This window comes from Luteolibacter sp. Populi (genome assembly GCF_040801775.1).
In the GTDB taxonomy this organism is placed as follows: Bacteria; Verrucomicrobiota; Verrucomicrobiia; order Verrucomicrobiales; family Akkermansiaceae; genus Haloferula.
The window spans coordinates 6,075,575-6,091,502 of record NZ_CP161812.1 but is presented as its reverse complement, the minus strand read 5'-3'; the positions used below and the strand labels follow the sequence as shown (position 1 = coordinate 6,091,502).

General features: G+C 63.6%; 12 protein-coding genes and 1 pseudogene. 6 read left to right on the top strand and 7 right to left on the bottom strand.

Annotated features, from left to right (window positions below):
• Positions 1-2: 2 nt before the first annotated feature.
• The 6 genes and pseudogenes from infC to ABWK72_RS24710 all read right to left on the bottom strand — a co-directional run bounded on the left by infC (position 3) and on the right by ABWK72_RS24710 (position 7,366).
• Positions 3-738 (bottom strand): annotated as a pseudogene (gene infC / locus ABWK72_RS24735) (translation initiation factor IF-3).
• A 596-nt stretch (positions 739-1,334) separates the two neighbouring features.
• On the bottom strand, positions 1,335-1,745 hold the full coding sequence (locus ABWK72_RS24730) for a hypothetical protein (RefSeq protein ID WP_367872253.1): 411 nt from the start codon (positions 1,743-1,745) through the stop codon (positions 1,335-1,337).
• Positions 1,746-1,936: 191 nt separating this feature from the next.
• Positions 1,937-3,067 carry a hypothetical protein gene (locus ABWK72_RS24725; RefSeq protein WP_367872252.1) on the bottom strand — a complete coding sequence of 377 codons (1,131 nt, stop codon included), beginning with the start codon at positions 3,065-3,067 and terminating at the stop codon, positions 1,937-1,939.
• Between the two features lie 102 nt (positions 3,068-3,169).
• The gene (thrS, locus tag ABWK72_RS24720) at positions 3,170-5,044 is read right to left on the bottom strand and encodes a threonine--tRNA ligase (RefSeq protein ID WP_367872251.1); all 1,875 of its coding nucleotides are present in this window, start codon (positions 5,042-5,044) and stop codon (positions 3,170-3,172) included.
• A gap of 242 nt (positions 5,045-5,286) precedes the next feature.
• Positions 5,287-5,952, bottom strand: a complete 666-nt coding sequence (locus ABWK72_RS24715; protein ID WP_367872250.1) for an MOSC domain-containing protein — start codon at positions 5,950-5,952, stop codon at positions 5,287-5,289.
• Positions 5,953-5,971: 19 nt separating this feature from the next.
• Positions 5,972-7,366, bottom strand: coding sequence for a sulfatase (locus tag ABWK72_RS24710; RefSeq protein WP_367872249.1), 1,395 nt, complete (start codon positions 7,364-7,366; stop codon positions 5,972-5,974).
• A gap of 111 nt (positions 7,367-7,477) precedes the next feature.
• Between ABWK72_RS24710 and ABWK72_RS24705 the strand changes: the two genes are divergently transcribed.
• The 6 genes from ABWK72_RS24705 (at position 7,478) to ABWK72_RS24680 (ending at position 13,554) form a co-directional block, all read left to right on the top strand.
• Complete coding sequence (locus ABWK72_RS24705) at positions 7,478-8,254, top strand: sulfite exporter TauE/SafE family protein (RefSeq protein WP_367872248.1); 777 nt, start codon at positions 7,478-7,480, stop codon at positions 8,252-8,254.
• A 96-nt stretch (positions 8,255-8,350) separates the two neighbouring features.
• Positions 8,351-9,658, top strand: a complete 1,308-nt coding sequence (locus ABWK72_RS24700) for a UDP-glucose/GDP-mannose dehydrogenase family protein (RefSeq protein ID WP_367872247.1) — start codon at positions 8,351-8,353, stop codon at positions 9,656-9,658.
• A 144-nt stretch (positions 9,659-9,802) separates the two neighbouring features.
• Complete coding sequence (locus tag ABWK72_RS24695; RefSeq protein WP_367872246.1) at positions 9,803-11,314, top strand: hypothetical protein; 1,512 nt, start codon at positions 9,803-9,805, stop codon at positions 11,312-11,314.
• A 118-nt stretch (positions 11,315-11,432) separates the two neighbouring features.
• A complete protein-coding gene (locus tag ABWK72_RS24690; protein ID WP_367872245.1) occupies positions 11,433-11,717 on the top strand; it encodes an Arc family DNA-binding protein in 285 nt (94 codons plus the stop codon).
• Positions 11,698-12,096, top strand: a complete 399-nt coding sequence (locus ABWK72_RS24685) for a type II toxin-antitoxin system VapC family toxin (RefSeq protein WP_367872244.1) — start codon at positions 11,698-11,700, stop codon at positions 12,094-12,096. Before ABWK72_RS24690 ends, ABWK72_RS24685 begins: the two co-directional genes overlap by 20 nt.
• 198 nt (positions 12,097-12,294) lie before the next feature.
• Entirely contained in the window at positions 12,295-13,554 is a 1,260-nt protein-coding gene (locus ABWK72_RS24680) for a transcription antitermination factor NusB (protein WP_367872243.1), read from the top strand.
• Here ABWK72_RS24680 and ABWK72_RS24675 read toward each other — a convergent pair.
• Entirely contained in the window at positions 13,541-15,700 is a 2,160-nt protein-coding gene (locus ABWK72_RS24675; RefSeq protein ID WP_367872242.1) for an ATP-binding protein, read from the bottom strand. The genes ABWK72_RS24680 and ABWK72_RS24675 overlap by 14 nt on opposite strands.
• Positions 15,701-15,928 lie beyond the last annotated feature (228 nt).

Below are 15,928 nucleotides of genomic sequence, written 5' to 3'. Positions count from 1 at the left end.
GTTCAGCCCTTCGCCGTTTCGGCCTCTTTGAGCGTTTCAGCCTCTTCGGTCGTCTCAGTCTCTTCGGCCGCTTCGGTGTCCTCCGCGGTTTCAGTCTCCTGAGCCGATTCGGGAGTTTCGGCGCCAGCTTCGGCAGCCACTCCCTCTTCCGCAGCGTCGTCTTGGAATTCCTCGTCTTCCTCGAAGTCGTCTTCCTCGATCAATTCACCATGGAAGAGGTGGAACCTCCGCTTGCGCTGGTGCGCCGGCAGTGGCGAGAGCGTCATGCCGACCGCGCGGCCGTTGAGGCGCGGCTCCTGGTCGACGTGGGCCATCTGCTTGAGATCCTCGATGATCCGCTTCATCATCACGAAGCCGAGTTCCTTGTGGGCGTTTTCACGACCGCGGAACTGCAGCACCATGCGCACCTTGTGGCCCCCGTCGAGGAAGCCCTCGGCACGGCCCATCTTGATGTTGTAGTCGTGCTGGCCCGTGCCCACGCGGAATTTCACTTCCTTCATGCGGGTCGAACTCTTCGACTTCTGCTTCTTCAGCTTGGACTGCTCGGTACTTGTACTTGCCGTAGTCCACGATGCGGCACACCGGCGGATCCGCATTCGGCGCGATCTCGACCAGGTCCAAGCCCAGCAGCTTCGCCTTATCGAGCGCCTCGCGGGCGGTCATGACGCCGAGCTGGTCGCCGTTGAAGAGCACGACACGCACCTTGGGCGCGCGGATCCGGTCGTTCACACGCGTCATATCGCGCTGCTGACGACCCCTGAAGTTACTTTTTGATGGTTTAGCGATGGCTTTGTCCTCCGTAGGTTCGATGCGACACAGGCAAGCACGGGAAAGCCGTGCCTTCGCCTGCGAAGGGGTTCGTGGAACGGCGGCCCGGATCAGAGATCATACGGTGCCGCAATCGCTGAGCCGGTCCGAATGGACGGTTCGCGGATTCTTCGAGTATCGTTCCAACAAAATCATCAGGTGGCGCGAGGCCGGTTGTCGCAGAGGGTGCGGTGGCAAGGGGTTTTCCCTGCTTCGCGGGCGACTGGGGGTATTCTATAAGACCGGAAGGGGCTCCGGGCAAGCGGGATTTTTCAACATCCCACACTCGGCTCTGCCCTAAAGGCCCCGCTAGCTGCGCCACCCACGCGAGGCGGTGACTTCTGAATCACGATGCGCGCGGTCATACTCCTCGGACTGCGCTCTCGTTCCCTCTTCGATGCCATTCCAAAAGCGCTCGTACTCTTCCTTGTCTTGGAAAACCGGGCGCACAACCGCTTGGTTCAAAGCTGCTAGAAACTCCTGCAACGACATGACCTTTAATATCCAATTACAATAGTTAAGGCAACCTAAATGTCGATCAGGTTCGCCGCGCCGGGGGAGTATGCAGTCCGGTCTCTCCCCTGCAACTGAATTTCGAGCCATCCTCGCGACTCGTCAGGCGTCACCCGGTTCTCGAAGGCGGAATCAGCGTTCAAAACAAAGAGTTCCGGATAGTGGAGGGCGAGAAGACCCTGCCATTCAAACCGGTTGCAGGTGGAATCCCACACGACCTCTCCAAGGCATTTGAGTTCCCCTTCCTGCCGGATGTCGTGCAACTCGCATACCCATATAAAGTGGGGCATCGGCATTAGGCGGTACGCCATTGCCACGATCCCGTCATGCATCTGCTGGTCTTCATTGAGACCTTGTTTGAAATTTCGGCAGCTCGTGAGGTAGCAGCGAAGGGCGAGATTCCCGCTGTCCAAGGCCTCCTTCAAGATTGGAGATCGTTCGTGAATTGCCAGCTTCTTGGATTCGGTGCCCTTGCCATTGAGGATCTCCCGGACCCTGAGATTCGAACTCTTCCGCCAGAATGTTGATCTGGTGGGGAAGCGGCACGATGATCGAATCGATCTCACGGAAGAGGAAGGCTTCCGGATAGGTGGCGGGGAGCTCCCCTAGCTCATTGTTAACCCGAAGGTAGGGTGCGAAATTGTCGTCCGCTACAATCACTGTCGACGTCAGATAGGCAAGTGGCTCTGCTTCGGTCCGATTTGACGCACTCTCCCCTGTGGGATCCTTCCATATTCGGGAGCGAACTTCCACTCCAGCAGTACCCGATACACGCCACGGAATGATACCGCTCCCCCTTTTTGAACGAGAGAATCAGGGGAATGCCTGATTCCAGATAGGTTAGAAGGATCTCACCGAAATGTATCTGCTTCCCTTCCCGCCCTTCCTCCTGCGCCTTGGCAGTCCGGATGCGTCGATCGTTGTTTCGCATCTCATCGTGAATGAAGCTGTCCTTGCAGTAAACTTTCGGGGAATAGCCCATTGTTCTCAGCATTTCTGCCATCTGGCCGTCGTTGAGGCCCGTAGCAGGAAAGGCCCGATCTTCCCGCAAACGAAGTGCCGCCATCTTCGAAAGCGTGTTCGGATGGGTCTCCGAATATTGAGTGTAGCGGTTACTGTAGTAGCGCCTGATCATCCAGAGGGTGGATTGGGCGCATGTCGTCACGTCTATATCTTGTCCAATGAAAGGAAATCCTTCGATCTGAAGCTCCTTGCCAAACAGCGTGATGCGCTCGCCACAGAGACAGAGGTTAAAACCCTCGTGCTTCATGATCCGTGGATCGAGAAACGTCCTTCCAACACCGTTCGGTCGCGTGGGCCGCACGACGAGGTAACCCAGGTATGATTCCTGGAGCTCCTCTCGTTTCATATTGACGTCCGGCTTCTGCGATCTCCCCATCTCCTTGGCAAAGAAGTGAATGCGCTGACATCTCGAAGCAGGGGTAGCGAAGCGTTTTGAGAAAGTATGGGAAAAGGTGTCTCGATAGTCGCGGTCGATATATTGATCTTCCACCACCACCCATCCCACCTGCTCGCCAAACGCTTCTCGCAAGCGCTCAATCCGGTTTTTCTCGGAACTTAGGAAGGGGACCCGCTCGGCCATGGCCGGCCACGCATTTGCATCCGGAAGATAAAACCAGCTCAGTCCGTTGGCGAAATACTCAGCCAGCTTTAACCGCGACTGAAAATCCAGTCCAGGTTCCTCCTCGCTTGTGCGGGCAGCAGGGGCCACTTCCTTCGGAGACATGATGAGGAACGGACCCTATGAGGATTCTGAGGTTGATCAAGTGAACAGAATGTCTGCAAGAAAAAGGGAGCTTTTAGGCGGCGGTATATCATACCCTACTACTCACAAGCACCGCTCCTTGATCTCCGCCGTGATCTCCGCGATGAATTCCTCAAGCGGCTTGGCCCCCAGGTCCTCCCGCTCGCGGTGGCGGACGGAGACGGTCCCCTCCTCCACTTCCTTCGCACCGATCACGAGCATGTAAGGAATCCGCTCAAGCCGCGTGTTGCGGATCTTCGCTCCAACCTTGTCGGAGGAACGATCCACGCTGACGCGCACGCCGGCTTCCGCGAGTTTCGTCGCCGCTTCTTCCGCGGCATCCAGGAATTTCTCGGAGATCGGCAGCACGCGAACCTGCTCCGGCGATAGCCAGGTCGGGAACTTGCCTTCGAAGTGCTCGATCAGCAGCCCCGTGAAGCGCTCCAGCGAACCGAAGGGCGCGCGGTGGATCATCACCGGACGGTGCGTCGTGTTGTCCGCACCGACATACTCGAGTTTGAAGCGCTCCGGCAGGACGTAGTCCACCTGCACCGTCCCGAGTTGCCAATCGCGGCCGATCACGTCCTTCACCACGAAGTCGATCTTCGGGCCGTAGAAAGCGGCCTCGCCCGGCTCCTCCGTGAACGGCGCACCAAGCGTCGCAGCAGCGGCACGGCAGGCGGCCTCGGCCAGATCCCACTTCTCGGGATCGCCGGTGAACTTGCTGTCGTCGGGATCGCGCAACCCGACCCGCACCCGGTAATTCGTCATGCCGAGCGTCGTCAGCACCGTCTTCACCAGGCTCAGGCAGCCGACCAGCTCCGCCGCCACTTGATCGGGCGTGCAGAAAAGGTGCGCATCGTCCTGCGTGAAGCCGCGGACCCGCGTCATCCCGCCGAGCTCGCCGGATTGCTCCCAGCGGTAAACCGTGCCGAACTCCGCCAGGCGCACCGGCAGGTCGCGGTAGGAGCGGTGCTCGCTGCCGAAGATCTTGATGTGGTGCGGGCAGTTCATCGGCTTCAGCAGATAGCCCTCGTAGGTGCCATCGGAGAGACCGTTGATCAGCGTCGCGCAGGTGGCGTCCTCGTCGGCCAGCTTTTCCAGCGTGTCGCGCTCGGCGATCGGCGGATACTGGCTGTCCTGATAGTAGGGAAAGTGGCCCGAGGTGCGGTAGAGATCGAGCTTGCCGATGTGCGGTGTGAAGACCTGCGAGTAGCCCTGCTTGTCGAGTTCCTGCGTGATGAATTCCTGCAGCGCGCGGCGCACCAGCGCCCCCTTCGGCTTCCACAGAACCAGACCCTGCCCCACCGCTTCATCAATGTGGAAAAGCTGCAGCTCCTTGCCCAGCCGGCGGTGGTCGCGCTTCTTCGCTTCCTCCAGCCGCACGAGGTGTTCCTCTAACAGCTCCTTGTTCTCGAAGGCCGTGCCATAGAGCCGCTGGAGCTGGCCCTTCGATTCATCGCCCAGGTAGAAGGACGAGGACACCGACATCAGCTTCACGTTCTTGCACTTCGACGTGTAGCCGACGTGCGGCCCCGCGCAGAGGTCGATGAACTCGCCGTTCTGGAAGCAGGAGATCGTCTCGCCCTCCGGGATCTTGTCGATCAGGTCGAGCTTGAAGCGGCTCGGATTGTCCGGCCTCTCGGAGAGCCCGCCGAGCCGGCCGCTGAGCGCCATCGCCTTCGCCTCGTCGCGGGAGATCGCCTTGTAGTCGAACTTCTGGTTCTCCTTCGCGATCTTCTTCATCTCCGCCTCGATCTTCTCGAAGTCATCCGGCGTGATCCGGTGCTTCATCTCGAAGTCGTAGTAGAAGCCGTTCTCGATCGGCGGCCCGTAGGCGAACTGCGCGTCCGGCCAGATCCGCAGGATCGCGGTCGCCATCACGTGGGCGCAAGAGTGGCGAAGCCGATCAATATCGGACATTTGCTGGCGCTCATCGAGGGTCTTCCGGTCGGACATGGGGCCGGGAGAGTGCAACGGAAAACGGGATTTTCAATACCCGATTCCGCCTCTTTCGGGCAGGCCCTGCGAGGACTGTCCGATCCGTCCGACAGCCCTAGGGGTGTGAGACGGATCGGACAGCGTGGAGAGTCAGGGTAAGAAGGTAAGAATCGTTTCCCACCACTGCACCCTACCGTCATCCTTGTCCGATCCGTCCGAACCCCCTTGGGCGGTAGGACGGATCGGACAAAACGGGCGGACTAGCTGACGCGCAGCCACAGCCCGTCCTTCCAACTGCCCGAAAGCTCGCGGCACTCCGCCAGTTCCCGTGCGGCGTCGGGACCGCCTTCACCGCGGTGCATGATCGCGTTGCTCAGCGCCACCGTCCACCGCGGGTTCGGGCGCTCGAGAAGTTCCAGCCGCTCGCCCGCCTGGACGTGGCCGTGGCGCAGCACGCGGAAATAGTAGCCGGTCTTGCCGCTGCGCTCGACCCGGGCGGTCAGGTCCTTCACGTGCCAGCGCCGGGCGATCTTCCAGCAGGGCTGGCGCGGCTGGGAAACCTGCACCAGCGCCTCACCGAGCGAGTAGACATCGCCGATGCAGACGCCGTCCTCGATCAAGCCCTGCGTGCTCAGATTCTCCCCGAAGCCGCCGAGCGAGCCCTCCGGCATCGCCCCGCTTTCCGCCCAATACGGGTAGTGCTCGGAAGCGTAAACGCAGACCGCCTTGTCCACGCCGCCGTGGTAGCGGGTGTCCGCCACCTCGTCGCCGCGGAAGCCCTGGTAGCCGAGCCACTGCGGGCCCCGCTGCGGCTGCTTGACGAAGCCAGTGCGCCACTCCTTGTCCCACCATTCGCCGCTGCCCTGCGCCGGGATGTCCCGGGCCGGTGCGGTGTGAAGCGCGATCACCACCATGGCGCGGATCATCGTCGTTCCCGCGCCAGGGTCAAGAGCCCGCGCCGAGTTCCGGGCCGCGGTCGGCGGGGAGGGCGCGGTGCCATTCGGTTGCGGCCTTGGCGAGTCGCGCGACGGTCTCTGCTTGCTCCGCGGCGAGGTCCTTGGTCTCGCCGGGGTCCGCGGCGAGGTCGTAGAGCTTCGGCTCGGAGCCGTCGTAGTTGCAGAGCAGCTTCATCGAGCCCTCGCGCATGGCGAGGTCCGGTTGAGGCACGGGAGGCGTGCCGGCCATCTTCCGGTCCGGCGGGCGACGCCAGAAGACCGGGGCCTTGCGCGAGGCGTCGGCCTTGCCAAGCAGCGTCGGCGAAAGGTCCTCGCCATCGAAGGCCGTGCTCGCTTCCACCCCGGCGATCTTGAGCAGGGACGGCGCGAGATCGAAGGCGGCGAAGACCGAGGCCTCGTTCACCGTCCCGACCTTTTCGCGGTTCACCCAGCCCGGTCCCCAGGCGATGAGCGGCGAGCGGATCCCGCCTTCGTAGAGCGTGCCCTTCTTGCCGCGAAAGGGCCCTGCCGAACCCGCGCCCGGTTCGGGGCCATTGTCGGAGAAGATGAGGACGACGGTATTGTCGCGCAGGCCGGGCGTGTCGCGGATGTGGTCGAAGAGCTTGCCGAACTGGCGGTCCATCTCCTGCAGCACCGCGAGGTATTGGCCGTGCTTGCCCTCCTGCCACTTCTCCACGGGCGGCCAGAAGGGCGAATGCACGTCGTCCGGCCAGAGGTTCACGAAGAAGGGCTTCTTGTCCTTCGCGGCCTGGTCGATGAAGGGGATCGCGGCATCGATGAAGCCGGTGGTGATCTTCGAGCGCGGCATCCAGGTCACCGGCCCGCCGAGACGTTCGGCTTCCTGCCAGATCTTCTTCGGCTCGGTGTCGCCGGGCTTCAGCGTCAACGGCAGGAGCTTCGGGCCCATGCCCTCGAAGTTGGTCAGGCTGGTGTCGAAACCGTAGCCGGTGATCGGCGGGGCATCGTCGACATCGCGCTGGCCGCCGAGGTGCCACTTCCCGAAGTGCCCGGTGGCATAGCCGGCGGACTTGAGCGAGCGCGCCAGCGTCGGTGCCTGCGGGTCGAGCCACTGGGCCATGCCGCGGCGCTTGTTGCTGGCGCGGTTTTCCAGGAAGGAAGTGATCTTCCAGCGCTGCGGATACTGGCCGGTGGTGAGCGCGCAGCGCGAGGGCGAGCAGATCGACGAGTTCACGTAGAACTGCCGGAAACGGATCCCTTCCGCGGCCATGCGGTCAATGTTCGGGGTCTTCGCCTCGGTGTTCCCGAAGCACGAGAAGTCGCCCCAGCCCATATCATCGATGAGGACGACCACGATGTTCGGCCGCTCCGCCGCGGTGAGCGGGGCGATCAGGGCGAGGAAGAGGGTGAGCAGGCTCGGTTTCATCGGCATCGGTGGCCAAGGTAGCAGCTCCGCAGGCTCCTCCAAGCCGGGATCCGGTCTTGAATCCCGCGCTCGGGGATTGCGGGCCGCGGCGTTTGCGCCTTGGCTCGCGGCGTGCCCGGACATCAGGAATGGATCGTTCTCGCCGCAGGGTTCCTGGCGGCGGTGATGAATGCGGTGGCGGGCGGCGGGACGATGCTGACCTTCCCGGCGCTGATGGCGGCAGGGCTGAGCCCGGTGTATGCGAGCACGACCTCGACCGTGGCGCTATTCTTGGGCCTGCCGGGCAGCGTGTGGGCCTTCCGCAAGCCGCTGGCAGAGATGAAGGCTTGGATCCTGCCGCTGGGGATCGTGAGCCTGCTGGGCGGGCTGGCGGGCGGCATGCTCTTGCTGGCGCTCGATCCGGAAGTTTTCGAGCGGGTGGTGCCGTGGCTGCTGCTGATGGCGACCACGCTCTTCCTCCTGAATGCGCCGATCCAGCGCTGGCTGAAGCGGCGGCGGGGCAATGCCACGCTGGCGGAACCGGAGCGGCCGAAGGCCTGGGGCATCGCCTTCCAGGCCGGGGTGGCGATCTACGGCGGCTACTTCGGCGCGGGGATCGGGATCATGATGCTGGCCGGGCTGGGCCTGCTGGGGCTGCGGGACCTCAACCGGATGAACGCGCTCAAGGCGCTGCTCAGCCTGCTCTGCAATGTCGCCTCGGTGATCTGGTTCATCTCCCGCGGCAGCGTGGACTGGCATCTGGCGGGCTATCTGGTGGTCGGCTCGATCCCGGGTTATTTCCTGGGGAGCCACTTCGCGCAGCGGATTCCGGCGACGGCGGTGCGGGTGATCGTGGCAGTGATCGGGCTCGGGATCGCGGGGAAGCTTTTTTGGGAGCAATTCCAGTGAAATACCGCCCACCCTACGCGTTCGCGGGACTTGCACCCGGCGGCGCTGGCTGCTAGACACCGCGCGCTCACCACCCCCCCACCCCCCTCCTAAATAATGAAAATAAGCATCATCGGCACCGGCTATGTCGGTCTCACCTCCGGTACCTGCTTCGCCGAGGTCGGCCACGAAGTCACCTGCGTGGATAACAACCCGGAAAAGGTCGCCACCTTGCTCGCTGGAAAAGTGCCGATCTTCGAACCCGGCCTCGAGGAACTGGTGAAGTCGAACGTGGCCGCCGGTCGCCTGAAGTTCACAACCTCCACCGAGGAAGGCGTCCGGAACAGCGACGTCATCTTCATCGCCGTGCCGACCCCGCCGCAGCCGGACGGTTCCGTGGATCTCTCCTTCATCGAGAAAGTGGCCCGCGAAATCGCCCAGTGCCTGACGCCGGAGCTCGGCTACCGCGTAATCGTGGACAAGTCCACGGTGCCGGTGAAGACCGGTGACAAGGTTGAACAGACCGTCCGCCGCTACGCCCCTCCAGGTGTCGAATTCGGCGTGGTCTCCAATCCCGAGTTCCTGCGCGAAGGTTGCGCCGTCGATGACCTGCTGCACCCGGACCGCGTGGTGATCGGCTCGAACGACGACCGTGCGCTGGCCTACATGCAGAAGATTTATGAGCCCTTCGTGGCTCCGGTGCTGGTGACCGACATCAACTCCGCGGAGCTGATCAAGCACGCCGCCAACTCCTTCCTGGCGCTCAAGATTTCCTACATCAATGCCGTGGCCAATATCTGCGAGGCCTCCGGTGCCGACGTGGAAAAGGTCGCGGAAGGCATCGGCATGGACAAGCGGATCGGCCGCTCCTTCCTGAATGCCGGCCTCGGCTACGGCGGCTCCTGCTTCCCGAAGGACATCAAGGCCTTCATCCACATCTCCGAGACCCTCGGCCAGCCCTTCGGCCTGCTGAAGGAAGTGGAAAGCATCAACGCCAACCAGCTCGAGCGCTTCCTCAACAAGATCCGCGAGAAGCTCTGGGTCTTCCGCGAGAAGAAGATCGCCCTCTGGGGCCTGGCCTTCAAGCAGAACACCGACGACGTCCGCGAGTCGGTGGCGATCAAGCTCTGCCAGAAGATGCTCAAGGAAGGTGCGATCGTGGCGGCCACCGACCCGGAAGCCCTCGAGACCGCGAAGAAGTTCGGCGAACTCGAAGGCGCCATCAGCTACCACGAGGACATGTATGAGACCCTCGACGGGGCCGACGCCCTAGTGATCGGCACCGAGTGGCCGGCCTTCGCCAAGGCCGACCTGCTCGAGATCAAGAAGCGCCTGCGCACGCCGCTGATCTTCGACGGCCGGAATCTGATCGACCCGAAGGACGCGAAGGCGGCCGGGATTGAATACATTTCGATCGGGCGCTGATCAAGACACAAGACTTCAAGACTCAAGACGCAAGACTTGAGAACCCACAGGGGCGCGGACTTCGGTCCGCGCCTCTTTTTGTTTCAGTGGCCGCCCTGGCTTGGCATCTTGATAGGGTCCGTGCACTCCACGCGGCGACGTGCCATGAAAGCCCTGCTCCGCAAAAAGTGGTTCCACATTACGGCAGGCATCGTACTTGCTGGAGGCGTTCTGCTGGCCATCGCCTATGCCATCGCGAACTGCGGCGGCGCGGAGGATCTGCAAAAAGCGCTGGCGGAGGCGCGGGCTGCGGGTCTACCGCTGACCCGGGCGGAGATGGACGCGGACCTGCCACCTCCGGAGAAGAATGCCGCGCTGCATGGCATCCTGAAGGAGTGGGAGGACGCCGTGGCACGGCCGCTGGACCCGGGCAACGAGGAGTTGCTCGCTCCCTTAAAGGCCTTCGCGAAGCCGGAATGGAGTCTCCCGTGGCAAAAGCCCCAGAAGCCGCCGAAGCAGATGAGCTACCGCGACCGGATCAAGGCGAAGAACGCCCCCGAAGCCGCCGGTCCGCCGTTTCCCGCCCTGCCACCGGGCTCCGCCGACTTAAGGCAAATGAAGAAGAGCGATGGCTACGGTCAGGAGCCGGTGAGCTTCCTGGAAGAGTTCGAGCGGCGGCACGGGGCCGTCCTGCAGCTTCTTCAACAGGACCTTGTGGCCTTGCCGGAACTCCGGAGGCCTTTGGCGGAGGAATCGCCCTTAGTCTCCGATCTGGGCTACGACCGCCTGGCCCGCCGCTGCTACCGCATCCATGCCGCGCTGGCACTGCGCGCGGAGGCAGCCCTTCAAATCGGCCAGCCGGGCTTGGCCGCGGAGAGCATCGCGCTGAGCTTGAAGCTCGCGGAAGCCCTCGGCTCGCGGGGCCCGGATGGCACCTACGCCATGTCCTCCGGCCTGAGGGCCACGGCGCGTCCGCTGAAAGCGGGGATCACGCGCCACCAATGGCGGGCGGAGGATCTCGAGCGTATCGCCGCCGCGCTGAAGCCCATGGATCTGCGCCGCGCCGTGCAGAGAGATGTCGATGCCACGCTGCTGATGCTGCGTCTGTGGGAGAGATGGAAGGAGGACCGCCACGACTTCCGGAACCAAGGCCACCTGGCCTTCGAGATCACGGATGCCCGGCCGCTCGAATATGGGTTCGTGAGGAATGGCGGGGGTCGCCTCTTACCCCGTGGCTGGTTCGACTGGAATGCTGCGGATCTGCTGCGCACCACCGTGGAGTGCCACAGGCTGGCCAAGGCCCCGGGGCCGCTGCTGGCTTGGGGGGAGGGTGCGGAGCGCTTGAGGGTGGCCCATTACCCGTATGACAATGAGAAGAAGCATTACCTGCTTATCGCCTTCCCGCACGCCACGGAACCCCTCTCCACCGGTGCCCGGGCGATGGTCCAGCGGGACCTGATGCTGGTTGCTTGCGCGGTGGAGCAGTCCTACGTGGAGCATCGTACTTACCCGGCCGCCCTGCCGCCCGGGGTCCCGGAGGATGCGCTCTTGGAACTGCCCTTCGTCTACCGGGTAAAGCCGGAAGGCGGCTTCGAAGTTTACTCGCTCGGCCCGAATGGCAAGGACGACAGCGTTCCGGGCCCCGGCAAGCGCCGGGGCGGCGACTGGGTGTGGTGAATCCGGGTCGAAGGTCGGAGGGCAGATTTGAAGGAGAGGATTGGACTTCGCTCCTAAGTGAGACCAAGCGCCCTCGCTGCAAATTGACAGAACGCCCGGTATTGCTTACAAATCACTCGTGAGCACGACCCTGACGATCCGTAACTTGGATGAAGGCGTGGAAGAAAAGCTGCGCATGCGGGCAGCGATCCACCAGCGCTCGATGGAAGCCGAGGTCAGGGAAATTCTGACTCGTTCGGTGGCGGAAGACTCATCGCTCACACCACCCCTGCTTTCCGCCCAAGAGCGGATGCGCAAGGCGATCGCATCCGTGCGTGGAAGCTGGGCCGACCGCGGGACCACCGACCAGTGGATGCAAGCAAGCCGTGCCGACGACAGCGACGATGCCTATTCTGGTCGATAGCAACGTCATCCTGGACCTCGTCAGCCAGGATCCGGTTTGGGAACCATGGTCCAGCGTGGCCTTGGAACAGCATGCCGGACACGGACTGCTGGTGAATGCCATAATCTACGCCGAACTCTGCGCACCCGCCAGAGGGACTGCGGAGGTGGACAGCCTCCTGGTCCAACTGGAACTGGAGTTCGCCGAGATCACCCGCCATGCTCTCTTTTTGGCGTCGCAAGCGCATCTGGCCTATCGCCGACGGGGCGGCACTCGCATCAGCGGCCTGCCGGATTTTTTCATCGGAGCGCACGCCGAGGCTTTGGGTATTCCAATCCTGACCCGCGACAAGGGACGCTACGCGACCTATTTCCCGAAGGTCCCGCTGATTTGCCCGTAGATGTCGCTTCCATCCGGCCCGACCGTCACGGGGACCGATCCCTGCCCTATTCGGGCCGCCTTCCACCGGACCGTTCGGAGAACGGTCCCTGCCTTCCTTTGAGACAAGACTTGAAAGCCAGCAGCCACAGGCGTTTCCTCCCCTTCCCCGGGCCTCAGGTCTTGTCTCCTGAGTCTCCCGGTCTTGAGTCTTCTTTCTATGAAATCACCCCGCCGTGCTGCCGTTTCGATCCTCCGCGCCTGGAGCAAGGGGCACGCGTATGCCGAGAACCTCATCGACCGCCATGCCTCGCGGAACGACCTGTCCTCCGCGGATCGCGCCCTGCTGAATGCGATCGTGCTCGGCGTGCTGCGGAATCTGCGCCTGCTCGACCACTGGATCGCGGAATTGCGGAGGGGCAAGCTGGATGATGAGACGCGGGACATCCTGCGCGTCGGGCTGTGCCAGCTCCTGATCCTGCAATTGCCCGACCATGCCGCGGTCTTCGAGACGGTGGAGCTGGGCAAGAGCTCGGTGAGGGGCCTGATCAATGCGGTCCTGCGCCGCGCTGCCTCCTCCCGGAAGACGCTTTTCGAACTCGAAGACGTGCCACCAGAGGTTCTGTATTCGCACCCGGACTGGATCTACAAGCGCTGGCGGAAGGCCTTCGGCAAGGAGGAGGCGATCACCCTGATGGCATTCAACAACCGGCCTGCACCGGTCTATGCGCGGGTCAATCCGCTGGCCGGGCCGGTGGAACTTCCTGCCCCGCCCGAGACCGAAGAAGGCGAGGAGGCGGAAGAGCTGCCCGAAGGCTTCATCCGGATCGAGGGCCCGATCCCCGGCGAATTGCTCAAGACGGGCGCGATCTACATCCAGGACCCGGCCACCCGCCACTGCGTGGATCTCCTCGATCCGCGCCCCGGCGAGAAGATCCTGGATGCCTGTGCCGCTCCGGGCGGGAAGGCCTTCCTGATTGCCGCCGCCCAGCGCGGCGCGAGCAATCTCACTTGCACGGACTCCAACGAGAAGCGCCTGCCGCGGCTCAAGGACAACCTCGAACGCCTGCACTGCGGCGATGCCGTGATCGAGATCCACGACTGGGCCACCCCGGCTCCGGAGAAGTGGCACGGCGCTTTCGACGCGATCCTGCTGGATGTGCCGTGCTCGAATACCGGCGTCTTCCGCCGCCGCGTGGATGTCCGCTGGCGCCTGCGCCCTGTGGACTATCTCCATCTGCCCAAGCTCCAGCGCAGCATCCTCGAAAACGCCCTGCCCTGCCTGAAACCCGGCGGGCGCATCGTCTATTCCACCTGCTCGATCGAGGCCGAGGAAAACCAGAACTTCATCGACATCGTGCTGTCCGACCATCCGGAACTCCGCCTCGACGGCACCCACCAGGCGCTGCCGCAGCGGGATGGAACGGATGGTGCCTTCGCCGCTGTGCTCCGGTTCGACGGAGCGGTCAGCCCGGATTGAGCGCGGCGGCCGGGCCGACCCGGCTGCGCAGCCAATCGCGCAAGGTATCGAGGTTCGCCGGTTTGACGAGATGCTCGTCGAAGCCGGCCTCCTTGGTGAGGATGCGGTCTTCCTCGCTGCCATAGCCGGTCAAGGCGACGAGGAATGCACCGGCAAGCGCGGGCATCGCACGCAGGCGGCGCGCCACCTCGAAGCCATCCATGCCGGGCAGGCCGATATCGAGCAGGACGACCTCCGGCAGGAAGTCGGCGGCGGCGATGATGGCGGCCGGGCCCGTGAAAGCGGTGAGCGTCTCGTGACCGCGCAATTCCTGAAGCATTGCCATGGTTTCCGCCGCGTCCCGATTGTCATCCACGATGAGCATCCGGCGCGGGATTTCGCGGGCGAGCGGCGCGGGCGGCGGCGGCAGGACGGCCAAGCCGGGGATTACCGGCAGGCGGACGGTGAACTCGCTGCCAAGGCCGACACCGGCGCTGTGGGCCTCGATGCTGCCGCCGTGCAGCTTCACGAGCCGCTGGACGAGGGTGAGGCCGATGCCGAGCCCGCCATAGGTGCGATCCAGTGCCCGCGTGGACTGCACGAAGAGATCGAAAATGTGCGGCAACAACTCGGCCGGCATGCCGATGCCATTGTCGACGATGCGGACGATCACCTCGGGCGGTCCGTTCCCCGCGATTCCGGCGCGCTCGGCGAGGAGCGAGATGTGGCAGCCCGGGCCGCTGTATTTGCAGGCATTGCCGAGGAGATTGCCGAAGATCTGGTCGAGGCGCGTGGGATCGGCATTCAAGAAGACCGGATCCGCGGGCAGGGTGACCGTGAGCTGCTGGCCGCGCGCCTCCATATCCGGTCGCGCGAGGCTGGTCACGGCGGTGAAGATCGCCCGGAGATCCACCACTTCCCTGCGCAGTTCGATCTTTCCTTCGGTGATGCGGGAGACGTCCAGGAGGTCATCGATCATGCGGCTCATGTTCCCGATCTGGCGGGAGAGAATGCGCTGGGCGTGCTCGCGCGCGGCCGAGTCGGCAGCGACGGTCCGGAGGATCTCCGCGGCATTGCGCATGGGCCCGAGCGGATTGCGAAGCTCATGGGCAAGCATGGCGAGGAATTCATCCTTGCTGCGGTCGGCGCGGACCAGATCGGTCGCTGTCGCGGCGAGCGAGTCCTCCTGGGTGCGGCGGCCGGTGATGTCTTCGATCGCCAGCACGATGAGGGGTTCGTCCTCGGCCCCTCCTGCCAGGCGGCGGGCATTGAGAACCATGGTTCGCCGGCCGATTTGCTCGAAGCTGTGGCTCACTTCGAAGTCGTGGATCCGCTCCTGCCGCGGAAGCAGCTCCTCAAGCAAGGTGCGGAGGGCGGGGATGTTCCATTGCCCATTGCCGAGATCGTATATCAGCCGCCCCTCGGTCGCATCGGGCGCGACCAGGAAGGTGTCGTAGAAGGCGGCGCTGGCGGTTTTCACCCGCAGTTCCTCCCCGAGCACGACCAGCGGGCTGCGGACGCTGGCCACGATGCTCTCCGCGTAGTCACGCGCCAACTCGAGCGCGCCGTTCAGCCGATGGAGCTCGGTGTTGCGGATGCTCAGCTCATCATTAACAAGGGCCAGTTGCTCGTTGCGGGACTGGATTTCCTCCTTCGAGGTTTCGAGCTCCTCATTGATGCTCTGCATCTCCTCGTTCGCGGATTGCGCCTCCTCATTGGCGGACTGGAGTTCTTCATTGATGGACTCCTGAAGCTCGATGACCGATTGGAGATACTCGCGCGTTGCCAGGAGTTCCTGGGTGAGCCGGGACACCTCGCCGCCGGCCCCGGAGGCATCGTCCGCGGCAGCACGGATCTCCCGCAGCGCCCGGTTCCCGCCTTCGTCGAAGAGCAGCAGGAAGCCGCCTTGCTTCGATTCGCCAGCTTCGATCGGGATCACCTCGATCGCCACTTCGCGGAAGCCGCCCTCGCACTTCACGTGCAAGCCTTCCTCGCGCACCGTCCTGTCTTCTTGATCCGCGCGAAGGATCGCCGCACGCACGCCGACGAGCAGCCCCTCGCGCAGCATCTTCAGGAGATTCAAACTCGCCACGCCCGGGGCCGGTGCCAGATAGGCCCCGGTATCCCCGCGAAATTGCAAGATCTCCATCGCAGGCGAAACGACCACGCCCGGCGGGGGAAAGCGCCTCAGGAGAATCCGCTCCGCCTCCCTCGCCAATCCGGTACGCGGAACTTCCCGGCGGTTCAAGTCCGGAGCAGGAAAGCGCTCGCCCGCAGACGCAGCGGCAGCAACGACGGGAAACGCCGGTCCCCCGGCAATCGTCCGCTTGGTTCCCGAATCCGCCCCCGCGCCCGCGCCCGGAAGCAGACTTTGGTCTTCTGACATAGGGCCTCG